This is a genomic window from Acinetobacter tibetensis, from assembly GCF_023824315.1.
GTDB lineage: Bacteria > Pseudomonadota > Gammaproteobacteria > Pseudomonadales > Moraxellaceae > Acinetobacter > Acinetobacter tibetensis.
In genome coordinates this window covers 1275473-1290397 of sequence record NZ_CP098732.1, presented here as the reverse complement: position 1 = coordinate 1290397, position 14925 = coordinate 1275473, and the positions used below count along the sequence as shown (strand labels likewise).

14 protein-coding genes are annotated in these 14925 nt (G+C 39.6%); 5 read left to right on the top strand and 9 right to left on the bottom strand.

Annotated features, from left to right (window positions below):
* Positions 1 to 295 precede the first annotated feature (295 nt).
* Positions 296 to 487: a hypothetical protein gene (locus M5E07_RS06310; RefSeq protein ID WP_131325138.1), complete on the top strand. Its 192-nt coding sequence runs from the start codon at positions 296 to 298 to the stop codon at positions 485 to 487.
* On the opposite strand, the gene M5E07_RS06305 is transcribed toward M5E07_RS06310, so the two are convergent.
* On the bottom strand, positions 471 to 1103 hold the full coding sequence (locus tag M5E07_RS06305; RefSeq protein WP_252223115.1) for a LysE family transporter: 633 nt from the start codon (positions 1101 to 1103) through the stop codon (positions 471 to 473). The genes M5E07_RS06310 and M5E07_RS06305 overlap by 17 nt on opposite strands.
* 141 nt (positions 1104 to 1244) lie before the next feature.
* Complete coding sequence (locus M5E07_RS06300) at positions 1245 to 1823, bottom strand: FxsA family protein (protein ID WP_252223112.1); 579 nt, start codon at positions 1821 to 1823, stop codon at positions 1245 to 1247.
* 356 nt (positions 1824 to 2179) lie between these two features.
* On the opposite strand from M5E07_RS06300, the gene M5E07_RS06295 reads away from it, so the two are divergent.
* Both M5E07_RS06295 and ruvC read left to right on the top strand, forming a co-directional pair.
* Positions 2180 to 4273, top strand: coding sequence for a TonB-dependent siderophore receptor (locus tag M5E07_RS06295; protein ID WP_252223109.1), 2094 nt, complete (start codon positions 2180 to 2182; stop codon positions 4271 to 4273).
* A gap of 239 nt (positions 4274 to 4512) precedes the next feature.
* Positions 4513 to 5058 (top strand): crossover junction endodeoxyribonuclease RuvC, encoded by a 546-nt coding sequence (gene ruvC, locus M5E07_RS06290; protein ID WP_116763599.1) that lies wholly within the window; start codon positions 4513 to 4515, stop codon positions 5056 to 5058.
* Positions 5059 to 5071: 13 nt separating this feature from the next.
* On the opposite strand, the gene M5E07_RS06285 is transcribed toward ruvC, so the two are convergent.
* Together M5E07_RS06285 and M5E07_RS06280 are read right to left on the bottom strand one after the other, a co-directional pair.
* A complete protein-coding gene (locus M5E07_RS06285) occupies positions 5072 to 5350 on the bottom strand; it encodes an acylphosphatase (RefSeq protein ID WP_252223106.1) in 279 nt (92 codons plus the stop codon).
* 1 nt (position 5351) lies between these two features.
* Complete coding sequence (locus M5E07_RS06280) at positions 5352 to 6842, bottom strand: NAD(P)H-hydrate dehydratase (protein ID WP_252223103.1); 1491 nt, start codon at positions 6840 to 6842, stop codon at positions 5352 to 5354.
* Between the two features lie 21 nt (positions 6843 to 6863).
* Here M5E07_RS06280 and queG point away from each other — a divergent pair, with 21 nt between their 5' ends.
* Together queG and bioB are read left to right on the top strand one after the other, a co-directional pair.
* Positions 6864 to 7964 carry a tRNA epoxyqueuosine(34) reductase QueG gene (gene queG, locus M5E07_RS06275; protein ID WP_252223100.1) on the top strand — a complete coding sequence of 367 codons (1101 nt, stop codon included), beginning with the start codon at positions 6864 to 6866 and terminating at the stop codon, positions 7962 to 7964.
* Between the two features lie 298 nt (positions 7965 to 8262).
* Positions 8263 to 9252: a biotin synthase BioB gene (gene bioB, locus M5E07_RS06270; protein ID WP_116763607.1), complete on the top strand. Its 990-nt coding sequence runs from the start codon at positions 8263 to 8265 to the stop codon at positions 9250 to 9252.
* Between the two features lie 105 nt (positions 9253 to 9357).
* Here bioB and M5E07_RS06265 read toward each other — a convergent pair whose 3' ends face one another.
* From M5E07_RS06265 to M5E07_RS06245, 5 genes are all read right to left on the bottom strand, one after another.
* Entirely contained in the window at positions 9358 to 9582 is a 225-nt protein-coding gene (locus M5E07_RS06265) for a hypothetical protein (protein WP_252223097.1), read from the bottom strand.
* 452 nt (positions 9583 to 10034) lie between these two features.
* Complete coding sequence (locus M5E07_RS06260; protein ID WP_116763611.1) at positions 10035 to 10736, bottom strand: VIT1/CCC1 transporter family protein; 702 nt, start codon at positions 10734 to 10736, stop codon at positions 10035 to 10037.
* 189 nt (positions 10737 to 10925) lie between these two features.
* A complete protein-coding gene (locus tag M5E07_RS06255) occupies positions 10926 to 12386 on the bottom strand; it encodes an OmpA family protein (RefSeq protein ID WP_252223094.1) in 1461 nt (486 codons plus the stop codon).
* A 161-nt stretch (positions 12387 to 12547) separates the two neighbouring features.
* Positions 12548 to 13783 (bottom strand): dihydroorotase, encoded by a 1236-nt coding sequence (locus tag M5E07_RS06250; RefSeq protein WP_252223091.1) that lies wholly within the window; start codon positions 13781 to 13783, stop codon positions 12548 to 12550.
* Positions 13784 to 13792: 9 nt separating this feature from the next.
* On the bottom strand, positions 13793 to 14809 hold the full coding sequence (locus M5E07_RS06245; RefSeq protein ID WP_116763617.1) for an aspartate carbamoyltransferase catalytic subunit: 1017 nt from the start codon (positions 14807 to 14809) through the stop codon (positions 13793 to 13795).
* Between the last annotated feature and the right edge of the window lie 116 nt (positions 14810 to 14925).

Below are 14925 nucleotides of genomic sequence, written 5' to 3'. Positions count from 1 at the left end.
TCCTATTTCACTGTAGTGGTTGTATTTATTTTTACATTCCCAAGTACATGGCAATGTAATCTTTCTTCATGTTATGTGAGTATTTGTAAATGCACAAGTGAAGTCACAAACAAAAGTCGACTGGAGCGTTCAAAATTAATGAGTACATCTCTAGTCTACTGTTTTGATTTTTCTTTTATGGAAATTATGACCTTGATGAATATGTAACGAGGTTTGAGTTTCATAAAATTCAACTCCTTCCATAATTCAAGTAATATAGCCGTCTAGATTCAGTTTTTTAGTGTGGATTTCAGCGATGATACAATTGATTAAAAAAGGCGGGTTACGGGAACGCGCAAATCGTAGCCGTAAATTTAAAGGCTCAGAGAATACTGAGACCACGCTCAAACCCAATAGCTATGCAGACACTACGAAAAATGCTGAAATCGTCAACTCAACTTCAGCACAGATTCAAGAAACCAACACTCAATCTAAAACATCCGAATAGCGTCGTACCAAAGCCAGATGGCAAACATCAGAAATAAAGCCCCCGAGAGAATATCAATAGAGTGACCTGCTCGTTGATACAAGGCTTTAATTTTTGGTGTAGACATGATGAACATGAATAAACTAAACACCAAAAACGTTTGAAGTGGGATGATGAATGCCAATTGTGTTTTTAAATTGGCATTTGCAGATGAACCTAGCGCTAAGGAAAAGACACTACTGAAATAAATTAAAGTCTTTGGATTAGACAAATTGGTGAATAATCCCAATAAAAAATACTTTTGCTGACCATTTGGCAGAGTTAAAGTGCCTTCAAGTTGAGGACTTTGTGCAGAAGTAAGTCCCTCTTTCAGCATTCCCCACCCCATACGGGCCAAGAAGAATCCCCCAATGAGCATCAAAATTTGCTGAATCCAAGGGAATTGTTTAACCAATACTGTAAAGCCCAATAAGGTTAATACAACCCAAACAACTATCCCTGCCGAAATGCCCAAAATGATTTTTAAGGTATTTAAGCGTGTTGTAGAAGCTGAGCTTTTTGCAATCAATAAAACATCAGGCCCAGGGGTTAATTGTGCGACAAAATGTAAAGCACAGATGGTAAGCAATAAAGACATATTTTTATAAATTAACCATTTTTTCAATGGGTGAATTATAACGCCTGTTTAAATTTTTACTGCATTAATCACGTATTAAGAATAAAAAAACCGAAGTACTTTTGAGGGACTTCGGTTCAGATATATAGATAATCAGCTAGATCATTTATTTACATCTTTCATTTCAATTTTCTTGGCGTCTGGTGTTACTTCATGTGCCTCACCATCAATAATGCTTGAATCACGGTATTGACCACCACCTTGCTGATTTTGCATGTCTTGCATTTGACGCATTAAATCTGCAAATGGATTCTGCCCTTGTGCACCTGTTGCTCCACCCATATCGCCCATCATGCCACCCATCATTTTGTTCATCATGGCTTGTTGGCGTTTCATCATGGTTTTCATAAATGCAGCTTGCAACGCTTTTTGAACAGCAGGAATTAACAATAAAACGGCAAATACATCACTAATTAAACCAGGAATCAGTAATAGAAAACCTGCAAATATTTTAGGCAAATTGCCTGTAAATGCAGGGTCTGAACTTACCTGACCTGATTGCATTTGTTGCATCTGCGGCATAATTCCCGCCGAATATTTACGGATAATATTTAATCCAATAAAGAAGGCAGCCACAAACCAGAAAAACACGTACCACATACTACCAACGAGGTCACCCACGCCAATCCAGACGAATACTTCTAGAATTAAGCCAGCAAGTACAATCAGAAATAATTTCATGAAAATTAATCAAATCTCTAAAATAAAAAAATTGACCATATTCTATAGCTGTCAAAGTGTTCAGCATTTTTCTATGGTTAAGAATATCTATAAGGGCAGTTTTTTATTTTTAAAGCCCTTGGTCAAAAAATTGTACAAACTATTCAAATTTAGTGACGATCTTGCTGCTGTTCTTACAATTTTATTGATTAAACGCGCTATTAGAATTTTACGCTTCTCAGTCAGTACAACTTGAATTGAAGAAATCATGAGAATTACTCATTTTTGTTATTTATATTTCAAATAGAAATTGCTCTAGCATTCTGATCACAAAAATATAAAATGTTATAACATTACATTAATCTTTCTTATGACGTATGAAACAACCTTTCCACATATTTTATTCTAGCCTCAGCTTGTCTCTATTTACTCCATTCTGTTGGGCTGAAAGTACACCAGAAGTACTTAAAACCATACAATTACAGGCCGAAACGTTAACAGAAAGTCCAAAACAAACGACTGCCTTAACCAAGTTTTCACACGATATCCTCGATATTCCTTTTAGTCGCAGCCTATTGTCCAAAGACCTTATCCAACAGCAAGATGTACAACGTATAGATGATGCACTGGCTCAGGTCAGTGGTGTATATCATCAAACCAATTATGGAGGGGGCTTTTGGGACAACTATTCTTTCCGTGGCTTTAGTACCGATCCCAATATTGGGGCTCAAATGATTAGAAATGGTCTTAGTGTAAATCGCGGACTCAGCGCTCCACGGGATATGGTCAATATTGAATCACTCGACTTTTTAAAGGGTCCTATGGCTGCACTCTATGGTCGTGGTGAAACAGGTGGACTTTTGAATATCAACACCAAGCAGCCTAAATGGGAGTCCCAAAGTGAAATTAACCTACGCACCAATAGCCTAGAAAAATACCGTGCGAGCTTTGAGCATACAGGGCCTATCAATAACGATATTGCCTATCGATTTGCGATTGTGCATGAAGATAATCAAAGTTTCCGTGACCATGTATCCAGTGAACGTTGGTTTTTTTCACCTCAATTGACCTGGAAAATTTCTGATCAAACTCAATTCGATTTTGATAGCGAGTTTACGCAACAAAGGGGTACTTTTGACCGTGGAATCAGTAGTTATCAAAAACAATTTGTCATGCAACCTGAAACTTTTTCAGGTGAACCCAATGATGGTCAGCATATTCAAAAGGACAATTTTTATCAGCTCCGTCTCGCACACGAATATAATGACGCTTGGAAAATCAATAATGCCTTGAGCTTTAAAGATGCTCAATTAAAAGGGTTTTCTAGTGAACCACGTAAAATTCAAAGTGATGGTCAGACTTTAGAGCGACAACGTCGTTATCGTGACAATAAAAGTGATGATGCACTTTTTCAAACGGAATTACTGGGCATGATTCAACAAGATTGGGCCAGACACGAAGTTCTAGTTAGCGGTGAGATTGGACGCTTGAATTATCGCCAACTTCAATTGCGACGTAATCATAGCACGAGCATCCCCAATACGATCGACATCTATAACCCCGTGTATGGACAATATCTTCCTGAACTTCCGTTATTCATTAATACTGAAGAACAACAACGCTATTTTGCTCTGAATCTTCAAGATCAAGTTTTTCTAAATGATCAATGGAGTGCCTTACTTGGTGCACGTTTTGACCATATCACGCAAAATTTTCAAAATAAACTGATTAATAACTCGAGTAAAAGAGACTTACAACAAACTAGCCCACGATTAGGAGTAAATTATCGACTAAATGATGATTGGTCATGGTATGCAAATTATGGACATTCTTTCGCACTGAACAGCGGTGTAGACCGTCATGACCAAGTTTTTGATCCAGAAAAAGGCATAAGTTACGAGCTTGGGAGCAAATATCAGATCAATCCACAAAGTCTGTTTAGCCTCGCCTTATTTAAAATGAAGAAAGAAAATGTCTTAACCACCGATCCCACAGACAGTAATTATCAAGTCGCGGCAGGTGAAGTCTCTAGTCAAGGCATTGAACTTGATTTAGAAATGCAACTGAATGATCAATTCTCAGCACGTGCCAATTATAGCTACACCGATGCAAAAGTTGAAAAAGACCAAACACTTGTTAAAGGTTCCAGATTAAGTAATGTGCCGAAACACAGTGGCTCAATCAATGGAAATTACGAATGGTCATTGGCAAATGCCAATAAAATGGGCATCGGTGCAACCGCGATTTATGTTGGAGATCGTAGTGGGCATAGCAGTGATAATGGATTTACCCTACCTGCATACACTTTAGTCAATTTACACGCCTATTATGCGCCATCAGAGCAACTCCATTATCAATTCAATATCAATAATTTATTGGATGAAACCTACTATGTTGCAAGTTATAGCGAGCTTTGGATTCAACCCGGCGATCCATTAAATGCATCTCTTGCATTGCAGTGGAAATTCTAAATCCTTGTTCGAACCCGTTAATTGTAAAATTTTCGGGTTTTACCCATGGGTGATCATGCGCTGCGCCATCTCTTAAAATTTCAACCATAACAAATGTGAGTGTGAAAAGTTTAGAAAGATCGCTCAACAACACCTTGATTAAAGCGAAATAACTGTTCTTCCATGTCTATAAAATCATATACTTCACAGATCGATTGCAATCTCTGCATCATTTTTTCAGATCTTACCAAGTTTTTATTATGTCATTAATTATTGGGATTGACCCAGGTTCACGCCTTACAGGCTATGGAATTATAGAAAAAGACGGTCAAAAATTACGCTTTGTAGATGCTGGCACCATCCGGACCGAAAGCAAAGACATGCCAGAACGCCTGAAACGTATTTTTGCAGGTGTTGAACGGATTGTGAAATTTCATGGTCCGACTGAAGCCGCGGTTGAACAAGTGTTTATGGCTCAAAATCCTGATTCTGCATTAAAATTAGGACAAGCTCGTGGTGCAGCCATTGCCGCGCTTGTAAATTTAGATTTACAAGTTGCTGAATATACCGCACGTCAAATTAAACAGTCAGTGGTTGGCTATGGTGCTGCGGATAAAGAACAAGTACAAATGATGGTGGTGAAATTACTGAATTTAAGTGTGACTCCCCAAGCCGATGCTGCCGATGCACTGGCTGCTGCCATTTGTCATGCACATGCTTCAGGAACTATGAGTAAACTGGCTGTACTTAATGCTTTAGGGGGCATGGCTCGTGGACGAAGTCGTTCTAGCAGCCGACGTCGTTAATGATTAAGCAATTTCATTCGCGAATATTTTGAAAATCATTCATAGCGAGATCTTGTGAAACTTCACAACTGCTCACCTGATGCACTTCGGCATGAGGTGGCCCTAAATAAGCCAGTTCGATCACACGTGACAGATTTTCTGCATCAGTGATCACTAGAGCCTCTACTTCGCCTGTTGCTAAATTTTTGACATAACCTTTTAACGCTAGAGCTTGAGCCTGCTGATAAAACCATCTCCGATAGCCAACGCCCTGAACCCGTCCTGAAATGATGAGCCGAAATGCTTTTTGCATCTTAATCTCCATTCACAACAGAATAAATTGCTCGCCCCATATCATGTGCCTGTAAACCACGCATCCCTGATTCAGCCAATACATCCCCTGCTTGAGCATGTAAACTGACAATTTGATGTAAGGCAATTTGCTCATGAAATTGAGCTTTTAAACTTGCCACCATACCTGCGAGCACATCACCCATACCGCCAGTCCCCATTCCTGCGTTGCCTTGGGTACAAATATACAATCTATCCTCCAAAACCAAGCTACCTGAACCTTTGAGAACCCATTGCCCCGAAAAGGTATCTTGTAATTGATGAATCGCGGCAATACGGTCTTGTTCAATCTCTTTAACTGTACAGCCCAACAAAGTTGCAGCCTCACCCGAATGGGGTGTTACATAAATATGAGCACTCAATTTCTGCTTATCTTTCGCAAGAAACCAAAGTCCATCTGCATCCAACACCACTTCTAAATGTGTACTTTGATTGAGTAGTTCAAACCATTGCTGAAAAATCTGCTCAGCCCAATCATCACGCCCTAACCCCATCCCAAAACAAACTGCATCGACATGGTTTAATAACTGTTGAATTGCCTCAGAATCTAAAGCATTAATATCACGTAGCATCATATTTGGCGCACGTGCCAAAATTGATTGGTGATGCTTGGCATGACACACTACGCTGACTTTACCCGCCCCTGCATGAAAGGCTGCTTCAGCCGCCATAATGACTGCTCCCCCCATATTGGCATGACCACCCACCACCAATACGTGACCATAACTACCTTTATGTCCGAAGGCTTGACGTTGCGGCAAAGTAATCTTTTTTGGCGATAACTGCCCGATGGGGTGTAATTCATCATCTTGAGGAATAAGGCTAACTAAATGTAACTGACCGACAAATTGTTTGCCTTGTCCTGTAAATAATCCTGCTTTATAGCCCAGTAAAGTAAACGTTTGATCAGCCTGAATAGCACAAGGTAAAGCCTGACCTGTATTCGCCTGCAAGCCACTCGGAATATCGACGGCTATTTTTAATCCAGTTTGTGCATTGAATAAGTGAATAATCCTTTGCCAATCTTGACCCAATTCACGGTTCAGCCCTATTCCAAATAAGGCATCTACATGGCATTCAAAATATTCTAATTGTTGTTGCAACTTAGACTGTGTTAGAAACGTTTCGATCGCAACAAAAGACACATTCTGCGACTGAGCAAATAAATATGCCTGACGTAAATCTGGTGATGGTCCCCGTTCAGTAGTTAATGCAGTGACTTGAAAACCTGCCTGTTTTAAGTAACCTGCAATAAAATAACCATCCCCCGCATTATTGCCTTGCCCACACCACACCGCTATTTTTTTAATCTGCTTTTGTTCAAATTGTGGTAATAACTGTTGCACAATTGTCCAAGCGACTTGCTGCATCAAGCCCAATGATGAATTTTTATGAGCAAACCAACGTTGCTCCCATGCTTGAATTTCGCTGCTATGGTAAACTGAACGTTGCATGATTTCCCCTATTATTGGTTTATGGCTTCGACCTCTTCTTCCTCAAACATCTCACTGCAACAGCTTGATCTTCAAGAGCTAAAAACATGGATCAAAACGCAGGCTTTAGACTTGGGTTTTGCTGATTGTGTCATTGCCAAACCAGATGCTCAAGCAGAATTAGAACGTTTTAAAGAATATTTAAAGCGTGGTTATCATGCAGATATGACTTATCTTGAAGAAAATTTAGACAAGCGTGCCGACCCAACGCTACTGGTTCCAGGCACACGTAGCATTATTTGTGTTCGTATGAACTATTTGGTCGAAACCCCCAAACCACGTTATGTTCCCAATGAACCGAATGCCGCCATTATTGCGCGTTATGCACGTGGGCGGGATTATCATAAAATTATGCGTGGGCGTCTAAAAACATTAGCGACGCGTATTCGTGAACGTGTGGGAGATTTCGAATCTCGTCCTTTTGCAGATTCTGCACCCATTTTTGAAAAGTCTTTGGCTGAAAATGCAGGTATGGGCTGGACTGGGAAACATACTTTACTCATTCATAAAAAATCAGGTTCATTTTTTGTTTTAGGGGAATTGTTTACTTCTCTCGATTTACCTTTTGATGGGCCAACCACTAAGCATTGTGGCTCCTGTACAGCTTGTATTGATATCTGCCCGACACAAGCCATTGTCGAACCTTATATGCTCGATGCACGAAAGTGTATTGCTTATTTGACCATTGAATACAAAGGCGTTATTCCAGAGGAACTCCGACGTGGAATCGGCAATCGGGTTTTTGGCTGTGATGACTGTCAACTGATTTGCCCTTGGAACAGTTTTGCGCAAAAAGCCAGTATCGAAGATTTTAATCCACGTCATGATCTAGATCGGGTCACTTTATTAGATTTATGGCACTGGGATGAGGTAACTTTTTTAAGCAATACCGAAGGCAGCCCAATACGGCGCACAGGCTACCAAAGCTTTATGCGTAATATTGCAATTGGTTTAGGAAATGCCCCTTTTTCTAGCTTAATTCTACAAACTTTGCACGAAACTCGTCACTTGCATGATGATATTGTGCAAGTCCATATTGATTGGGCTATTCAAGAACAATTGATTAAATCTCAAACATTTTAAAATCGCTACTCCCTTATTAATAAATAAACTTTGCATATCCAGTTCTTTGCAAAGTTATTGTTTTATAAAAAGGATAGTTACGTGTTTGGCACAAAATTTATTGAACTAAATAAAAACTTTGCATGGAATACTCACTAAAAATAGCCGACTTTGTGACTAAAACTTGCATCTAATCACTCATTACATCGACCTTTTTTAATCGTCAGATACTATAAGTTTTGGTTTTTTTTGCCTTTGGTTTTGGCACGAAATCTGTATGATAAAAGCCAATAAAGAATACAGATGATGGACTTCTAGAATGACTGTACGTAATGATTGGACGCGTGAAGAAATTCAAGCTTTATATGAACAACCTTTTTTAGACTTGGTCTTCCAAGCGCAAAAAGTTCATCGTGAGCATTTCGATGCCAATACCATTCAAGTCAGCACTTTATTATCAATTAAAACAGGCAAATGCCCTGAAGATTGCAAATACTGCTCTCAATCTGCACGTTATGATTCAAAACTAGAAGCAGAAAAGCGTATTGCTGTAGACAAAGTCATTAGCGAAGCCAAAGAAGCATTAGAGTCTGGTTCTTCACGCTTCTGCATGGGTGCTGCATGGCGTAACCCGCATGAACGTGATATGCCTTATGTACTAGAAATGGTTCGTGAAGTAAAAGCTTTAGGTTTAGAAACTTGCATGACTTTAGGCATGTTAAACCAGTCACAAGCTGAACGTTTAAAAGATGCTGGTCTCGATTACTACAATCACAACCTTGATACTTCGCGTGAGTATTATTCAAATATCATCAGTACCCGTACGTTCGATGATCGTTTAAATACGCTTGAATATGTACGTGGTGCAGGCATGAAAGTGTGTAGTGGTGGTATTGTTGGTTTGGGTGAAGACACTGCTGATCGTATTGGTCTATTACTTGAACTTGCAACATTACCTATTCATCCAGAATCTGTGCCAATTAACATGCTGGTTCCAATTGAAGGCACCCCATTGGCAGATGTAGAAAAGCTTGATGTCACAGAATGGATTCGTACCATTGCTGTTGCACGTATTATTATGCCAAAAAGCTATATTCGACTTTCTGCGGGGCGTGAATCATTGACTGATTCAGACCAAGCATTGGCATTTATGGCTGGTGCAAACTCCCTGTTCTCAGGCGAAAAGTTACTCACAACGCCAAATGCAGGCGAAGGTCGCGACAAGCAATTATTTAATAAATTAGGTTTGGTTGCTGAAAAAGCAAAACCGACTGTTTCTGAACTTTCTGTAGATGCAATGGCAGGCTAATTGACTTATTTTAAGTTGTTCACCTGAATTAAATGCCAATTCTATGAATTGGCATTTTTATTTGTGCTTAAGCTATCAATCATTAACTAAATGAAGGATCACACCTTAACCCGCAAAGTTATGTGCCGTAATCAAAATGCCATATTGTGCATTCAGATAATCCCCTTTTCGAATAATATCTGCACCGTTGGCATGATAAACAGTTAACTGCTCACTCACAGCATCATATTCAAAACGTTCATAACAATCCTGATGATGACATAACCACGTGAGCGTATCTATCAACTGCTCATCGACAATATAGCTTTCTTTTTGAAAATCTTTAGACATGTTTGGTCAAAAAAATAAAGTTAATACCTTGTATTGTATCGGGCTTTAATAAAATACGAGAAGCAATACAAAAAATTATCTAAAAAAATAGCTGTCCTAGAATGTATAAAATCCGAAATGATTGACTCACTTCGGATTTAACTAGAGCAATTCTAAGACTAAGAGGTCTTATTCTCGCCACATTTTCTGCATTCCAGATGTTCACCTATTTCCTCCATTCGTTCATATTCATAAATGTGGAAACAAAGTAACTTTCTGAGTAATTGAAACATTTTAAACTCCTTGTTTAATTTTTTCTGTCTCACGCTTGTTTCTGTCCTGAAACATCGATGCATCCAGATGATTAGATACATTGCATTATAATTATCATATTTTTATCGAATGGCAAATAATTTACTCTAGCTTGAATTGCATTTCGTCGGAAAGTAAACTCATATTATAGACTTTATTCGTTATGCGACATTTACATTAAACAATGACCCGATGGCACTGGTAATGAGCATGGCGAAGCATCCCCAAAACAACACTCTTAAAGCACCTTTCCATATTGATGATCCTGCGGTATAACTCGCCAGTGCACCTAAGCCTATTAAGGCAAAAATAGACACAATCACAATAACATTGGCTAAATAATGTTGTGGTGCCATAAGCACAGCCAACAAAGGAATTGCTGCCCCAACTGAAAAAGATAGAGCTGAAGATAAAGCGGCTTGCGCTGGTTTCGCTGCCGTCATTTCACTAATACCAATTTCATCGCGGGCATGTGCCGCCAAAGAATCGTGTGCGGTTAACTGAATTGCCACTTCATGCGCCAACTTTTCATCCAACCCACGATGGATATAAATTTGTGTCAATTCTCTTAATTCTTGTTCAGGATTATTTTCCAATTCACGCTTCTCTAATGCTAGGTCAGCTTCTTCAATATCGGCTTGCGACTTGACTGAAATATATTCCCCCGCAGCCATAGATATCGCACCTGAAATCAAACCTGCTAGACAAGTAATCAGAACCGTCTGTTGCCCTGCTCCACTTGCCACAACCCCAATAACCAGACTGGTGACTGAAATAATGCCATCATTCGCTCCCAAAACTGCTGCACGTAACCAACCTGTTTTCTCTAAATTGTGTTTCTCTATATGTATGGATCTTCTCATCAACGCTCTCATCTTGATTTTTTATTCATGCCACATAAATACCGATATTAAACCAATATTCTTAATCTTCTCTTAACCCAAGCATTGGATTTACAAAACTTTTCCATATTTCTTCTAAGCAGCACTATATACAAAGTTAGGAGCATAACCATGCACGGATATGCACCACCTCCAAATTAGATTCTTGTATTAATAACTCCCCGTACTCACGCCTTGCTCATTCACTTGGCGTGCTTTACCCGTTTCAGTATTCAGCACAGTAAATTCAATTCTACGATTTTTAAACTGTCCCTCTGGCGTATTATTGTCAGCAATGGGTTTTTCAGCCCCCATGCCCACAGCTTGCAGTTTAGCTGGATCAACCCCTTTTTTAATTAAATAATCCATGACTGCTTGAGCACGTTTAACTGAAAGTTCTTTATTGTCTTGTGCAGTACCTACGTTATCCGTATGCCCTTCTATCACCAAATTAACTTGCGGTGCACGTCGAATTAACGCTGCTGCTTGATCTAGAATAGATTGATTAATTTCAGGAATTTCGCTTGAGTAAGGTTCAAAATTGATGATTTGTAAATTTAAAGCCGTTGCTACATCTAAGGCACGTACGTGTTCTGGATTTAAACTCGCCAGTGCTTTTTCGGCACTGCTGACGCTACTTCCTACAGCTTGATTTACATCTAAAGGCTGCTGCTTCACTATTTGCATATTTTTAACTAACGGTTGGATTTTTTGGGCAAGCTCGGTCGCAACTGCATTACTTTTAGCTTGAATCGACAATTGATCACCCATCCAAGTCATTGAAACATTCGGCGTTCCTTTTATCATTTTCAACACACTAGGAATTGCCTCCTGATCAATCAAAGTTTGATGAAATTGACTATTATCATCGGCCCCACATCCAACAGGATGAGTAAATATCTGTTTAACTTCCGTTTGTAAAATATCAATATAAGACTTGTTAGATGTGAAGATTTGACAGGTGACCAACATTCCATCCTGTCCAGTAGTTAACTGGAATTTAGCTGGCTTACTGGCAATATTGGTATTCTCTACCACCGAGTTAGGTTGTTCATCACGGCTACACATTTTAAAAAGTAAGGCACAGATCACCCCCAATACAATAATAAATAAAACTGGCACCCACCACCGGTTTTGCTTTTTTGAACCAATATAAGAAGCGTTACTTGGGCTTTGATGTAGAGTTTCACCCACCAGTGTATTCACACCTAATGCTGCAAGTAATGGTTTAGCCCATAAAGGTAAAGCCACCGCTATATCAGTACTGTGATTCAGCAAAAAATGCTCTATCGCCTGTTGATTATTCGAACCCGCTTGTGTCTCTAAAACCCCCAAAGTCGGTGCAATTGCATTGTTCAAGGTTTCTTCAATTTCAGATGGCGGCGCTGTCGAACCAATTGCCTCAATAAATTTTTCTTTAAGTGATTGATGTGTTGTAAAAATATCGCTCAATCTAGGATTTAAATGATTCTGTAACTCTGTAATATAATCTGGTTTTTGTTTTAATAAACTGAGTAAAATTGGATAAAAATTATCTAATGCATGCTTCTTTTCTAGCAAATGCTCTATCTCAGATTGTAAAACGATGGGTGTGACCTGTTGCTGTAGTAATTCGATGATATTTGTCAGCATTTCCAGCCCTCTTATTTTATTTTGTTGTTTTATTAAATTAGTTTATATGTTCAATTTTTATACAATGTAAATTATTGTATTTGCAGCAACACTTTCGCTCCATCTCAAATTTTAGGCATAAAAAAGCCAGCGATTGCTGGCTTTTTTATAACGCTTAAGAATTAAGCATGAAAAGTTTGCAGTACTTTTCCTGTTAAAGTCTGATTGATTAATGGGGTATTTTTACCTTGTGAAAGAATACTTTCTTTGGTTAAGGTCCACTCAAGTTCTGGGTCAACCAATACCCATCCTGCTTCTTGCTCCCAACGCTCTTGCATATTGGCAACTTTGGCAGGTGCTAGGGTTACTTTCTCTACCCATTCTAAAGGCGTAAATAAACCTTCTTTCACCAATTGCACCCCTAAAGATACATAGGTATCGAATGCAGTAAAACCAGGTTCAGTTTCTGCAAATGGTGCCATTTTTGCCGAGCTGCTTAATGGTTCGTGATGAGTACAAATTGCATCAATCACACCATCTTTTACACCTTGACGTAAACGCTCTTGATCTTTTTCAGAACGTAGTGGCGGACGCACATGTGCCAATGCATTAAAACCATCAATCAAGCGATCTGTTAAGTGTAATTGATGCATCGCCACATCAGCGGTAACTGGTAAACCTTTTTCTTTGGCAATCTTGATTAACTCAACCGATGCACCACATGACAGCAAACTAAAGTGTGCATTTACACCCGTTGCTTCAATCATGAGTAAATATTTAGCAATCGCAACGGTTTCCGCCAGCACAGGAATCATTGGTAAACCCTGACGTGACGCAATAAAACCTTCGTGTACACAACCATCTTTGGCAATTTGTGGTTCTTCCGCATAGAACACAACGGTTAAACCCAGACCTGCTGCATATTCCAAGGTACGAATGACCACATCATCATTCGCAAAAGATGCATTGGCATTTGAAACCGCGGTACAACCACCTTTTTTCAAAGCTGCCATGTTCGCAGGTTGTTGCCCTTTTAAACCTTGGGTTTGCGCACCAATCACCTGAAGGTAAATACCTCCATCTAACATGGCTTTTTCAACTAAACCATGAATTAAAGCCCCATTGTCTTGCACAATTGGCTTTGAATCTGGTGGCGTAAACACATGCAGAATACCATTCTCACGTGCAGCCTTACCTTCCGACTTGAGCGTACCATGCTGCTGCTGACCTGGCTCACGTAAACGCGCACACAAATCGACCATGGTTGGCATTAACCATTTGCCTTGCCCATCCAGAGTTGTTTCAACCTGTTCAGAAGCAGCCACCAATTTACCCTGCTCTAAATAAACAGTTTGCACCAAATCGGTTTGCTGAATTGGGTCTAAGACACGGACATTTTCAATTTTTACAATACTCATGACTTTCTCTTATCCCGCAATCGCTTCTAATAGACCTTGTTCTTGTAATTGACCTTGCATTGATAAAGCTAAAACAGCCATACGCACCGCAATACCATTGGTGACCTGATTTAAAATTACCGATTGCGGACCATCTGCAATACTTGAATCGATTTCCACACCGCGGTTCATTGGACCAGGATGCATCACGATACAATCAGGCTTCGCCAAAGCTAAACGCTCTTTGTTCAAACCAAACATTTTGTAGAATTCAGACTGTGAAGACAGGGCGGGTGAATCAATACGTTCATTTTGAATACGCAGGGTAATGATCACATCACAATCCTTCACACCTTCATCCATTTTATTAAATAGACGAACGCCTGCACCATATTCTTCAAAGCCATACGGTAATAATGTATTCGGAGCAATCACGCGGATATCTTTACAACCCAAAGTTTGTAACGCAGCAACATCTGAACGCGCCACACGCGAATGTTTAATATCGCCAATAATCGCCACACTCATTTCTTCAAATGGTTTTTTGGTTTCACGGCGAATGGTCAACATGTCCAACATGGCTTGGGTTGGATGCGCATGACGTCCGTCACCCGCATTGATGATTGCGACATGCGGACAAACCGTCTGAGCAATGAAATGTGCAGCGCCCGAAGATGAATGACGCACCACAAAAATATCCGCCGCCATTGCCTCTAAATTCCAAAGCGTATCGCGTAAAGTTTCACCTTTAGAAGTACTTGAACGTGCAATATCAATATTTAGGACATTGGCCGATAATCGTTTTGCTGCTGCTTCAAATGTAGTACGAGTACGCGTGGAATTTTCAAAAAACAGGTTCATTACCGTACGACCTTCGAGTAGGTTGTTGGTAATAAGCTGATTTTGGTCATTAAAAAAGGACTGCGCAGTGTCCAATATTTTAGTGAGTGTGGCTTTCGATAGCCCTTCGATGGTCAGGAAATGTTTTAAATTCCCATCTTTATTGAGTTGAATCTGACTCGGAGTATGCAATGCCGCCAAGTGCATGAGAGATTCCTTATACGTTAAGTTAACGTATTATACAGAGATTCCCCTGTTTTGGCAGTTGAAGTTTTCATCACTCAAGGATAATCGCCCAAAATTTTTAAAATGAATTCCTTATT

Bases quoted from the DNA above. Each gene is read 5' to 3' on its own strand.
- M5E07_RS06260 (WP_116763611.1), bottom strand. From the start codon at position 10,736: ATGAGAAGATCCATACATATAGAGAAACACAATTTAGAGAAAACAGGT.
- M5E07_RS06310 (WP_131325138.1), top strand. From the start codon at position 296: ATGATACAATTGATTAAAAAAGGCGGGTTACGGGAACGCGCAAATCGT.
- M5E07_RS06245 (WP_116763617.1), bottom strand. From the start codon at position 14,809: ATGCACTTGGCGGCATTGCATACTCCGAGTCAGATTCAACTCAATAAA.
- M5E07_RS06305 (WP_252223115.1), bottom strand. From the start codon at position 1,103: ATGTCTTTATTGCTTACCATCTGTGCTTTACATTTTGTCGCACAATTA.
- M5E07_RS06300 (WP_252223112.1), bottom strand. From the start codon at position 1,823: ATGAAATTATTTCTGATTGTACTTGCTGGCTTAATTCTAGAAGTATTC.
- queG (WP_252223100.1), top strand. From the start codon at position 6,864: ATGGCTTCGACCTCTTCTTCCTCAAACATCTCACTGCAACAGCTTGAT.
- M5E07_RS06255 (WP_252223094.1), bottom strand. From the start codon at position 12,386: ATGCTGACAAATATCATCGAATTACTACAGCAACAGGTCACACCCATC.
- M5E07_RS06295 (WP_252223109.1), top strand. From the start codon at position 2,180: ATGAAACAACCTTTCCACATATTTTATTCTAGCCTCAGCTTGTCTCTA.
- M5E07_RS06280 (WP_252223103.1), bottom strand. From the start codon at position 6,842: ATGCAACGTTCAGTTTACCATAGCAGCGAAATTCAAGCATGGGAGCAA.
- M5E07_RS06285 (WP_252223106.1), bottom strand. From the start codon at position 5,350: ATGCAAAAAGCATTTCGGCTCATCATTTCAGGACGGGTTCAGGGCGTT.
- ruvC (WP_116763599.1), top strand. From the start codon at position 4,513: ATGTCATTAATTATTGGGATTGACCCAGGTTCACGCCTTACAGGCTAT.
- M5E07_RS06250 (WP_252223091.1), bottom strand. From the start codon at position 13,783: ATGAGTATTGTAAAAATTGAAAATGTCCGTGTCTTAGACCCAATTCAG.
- M5E07_RS06265 (WP_252223097.1), bottom strand. From the start codon at position 9,582: ATGTCTAAAGATTTTCAAAAAGAAAGCTATATTGTCGATGAGCAGTTG.
- bioB (WP_116763607.1), top strand. From the start codon at position 8,263: ATGACTGTACGTAATGATTGGACGCGTGAAGAAATTCAAGCTTTATAT.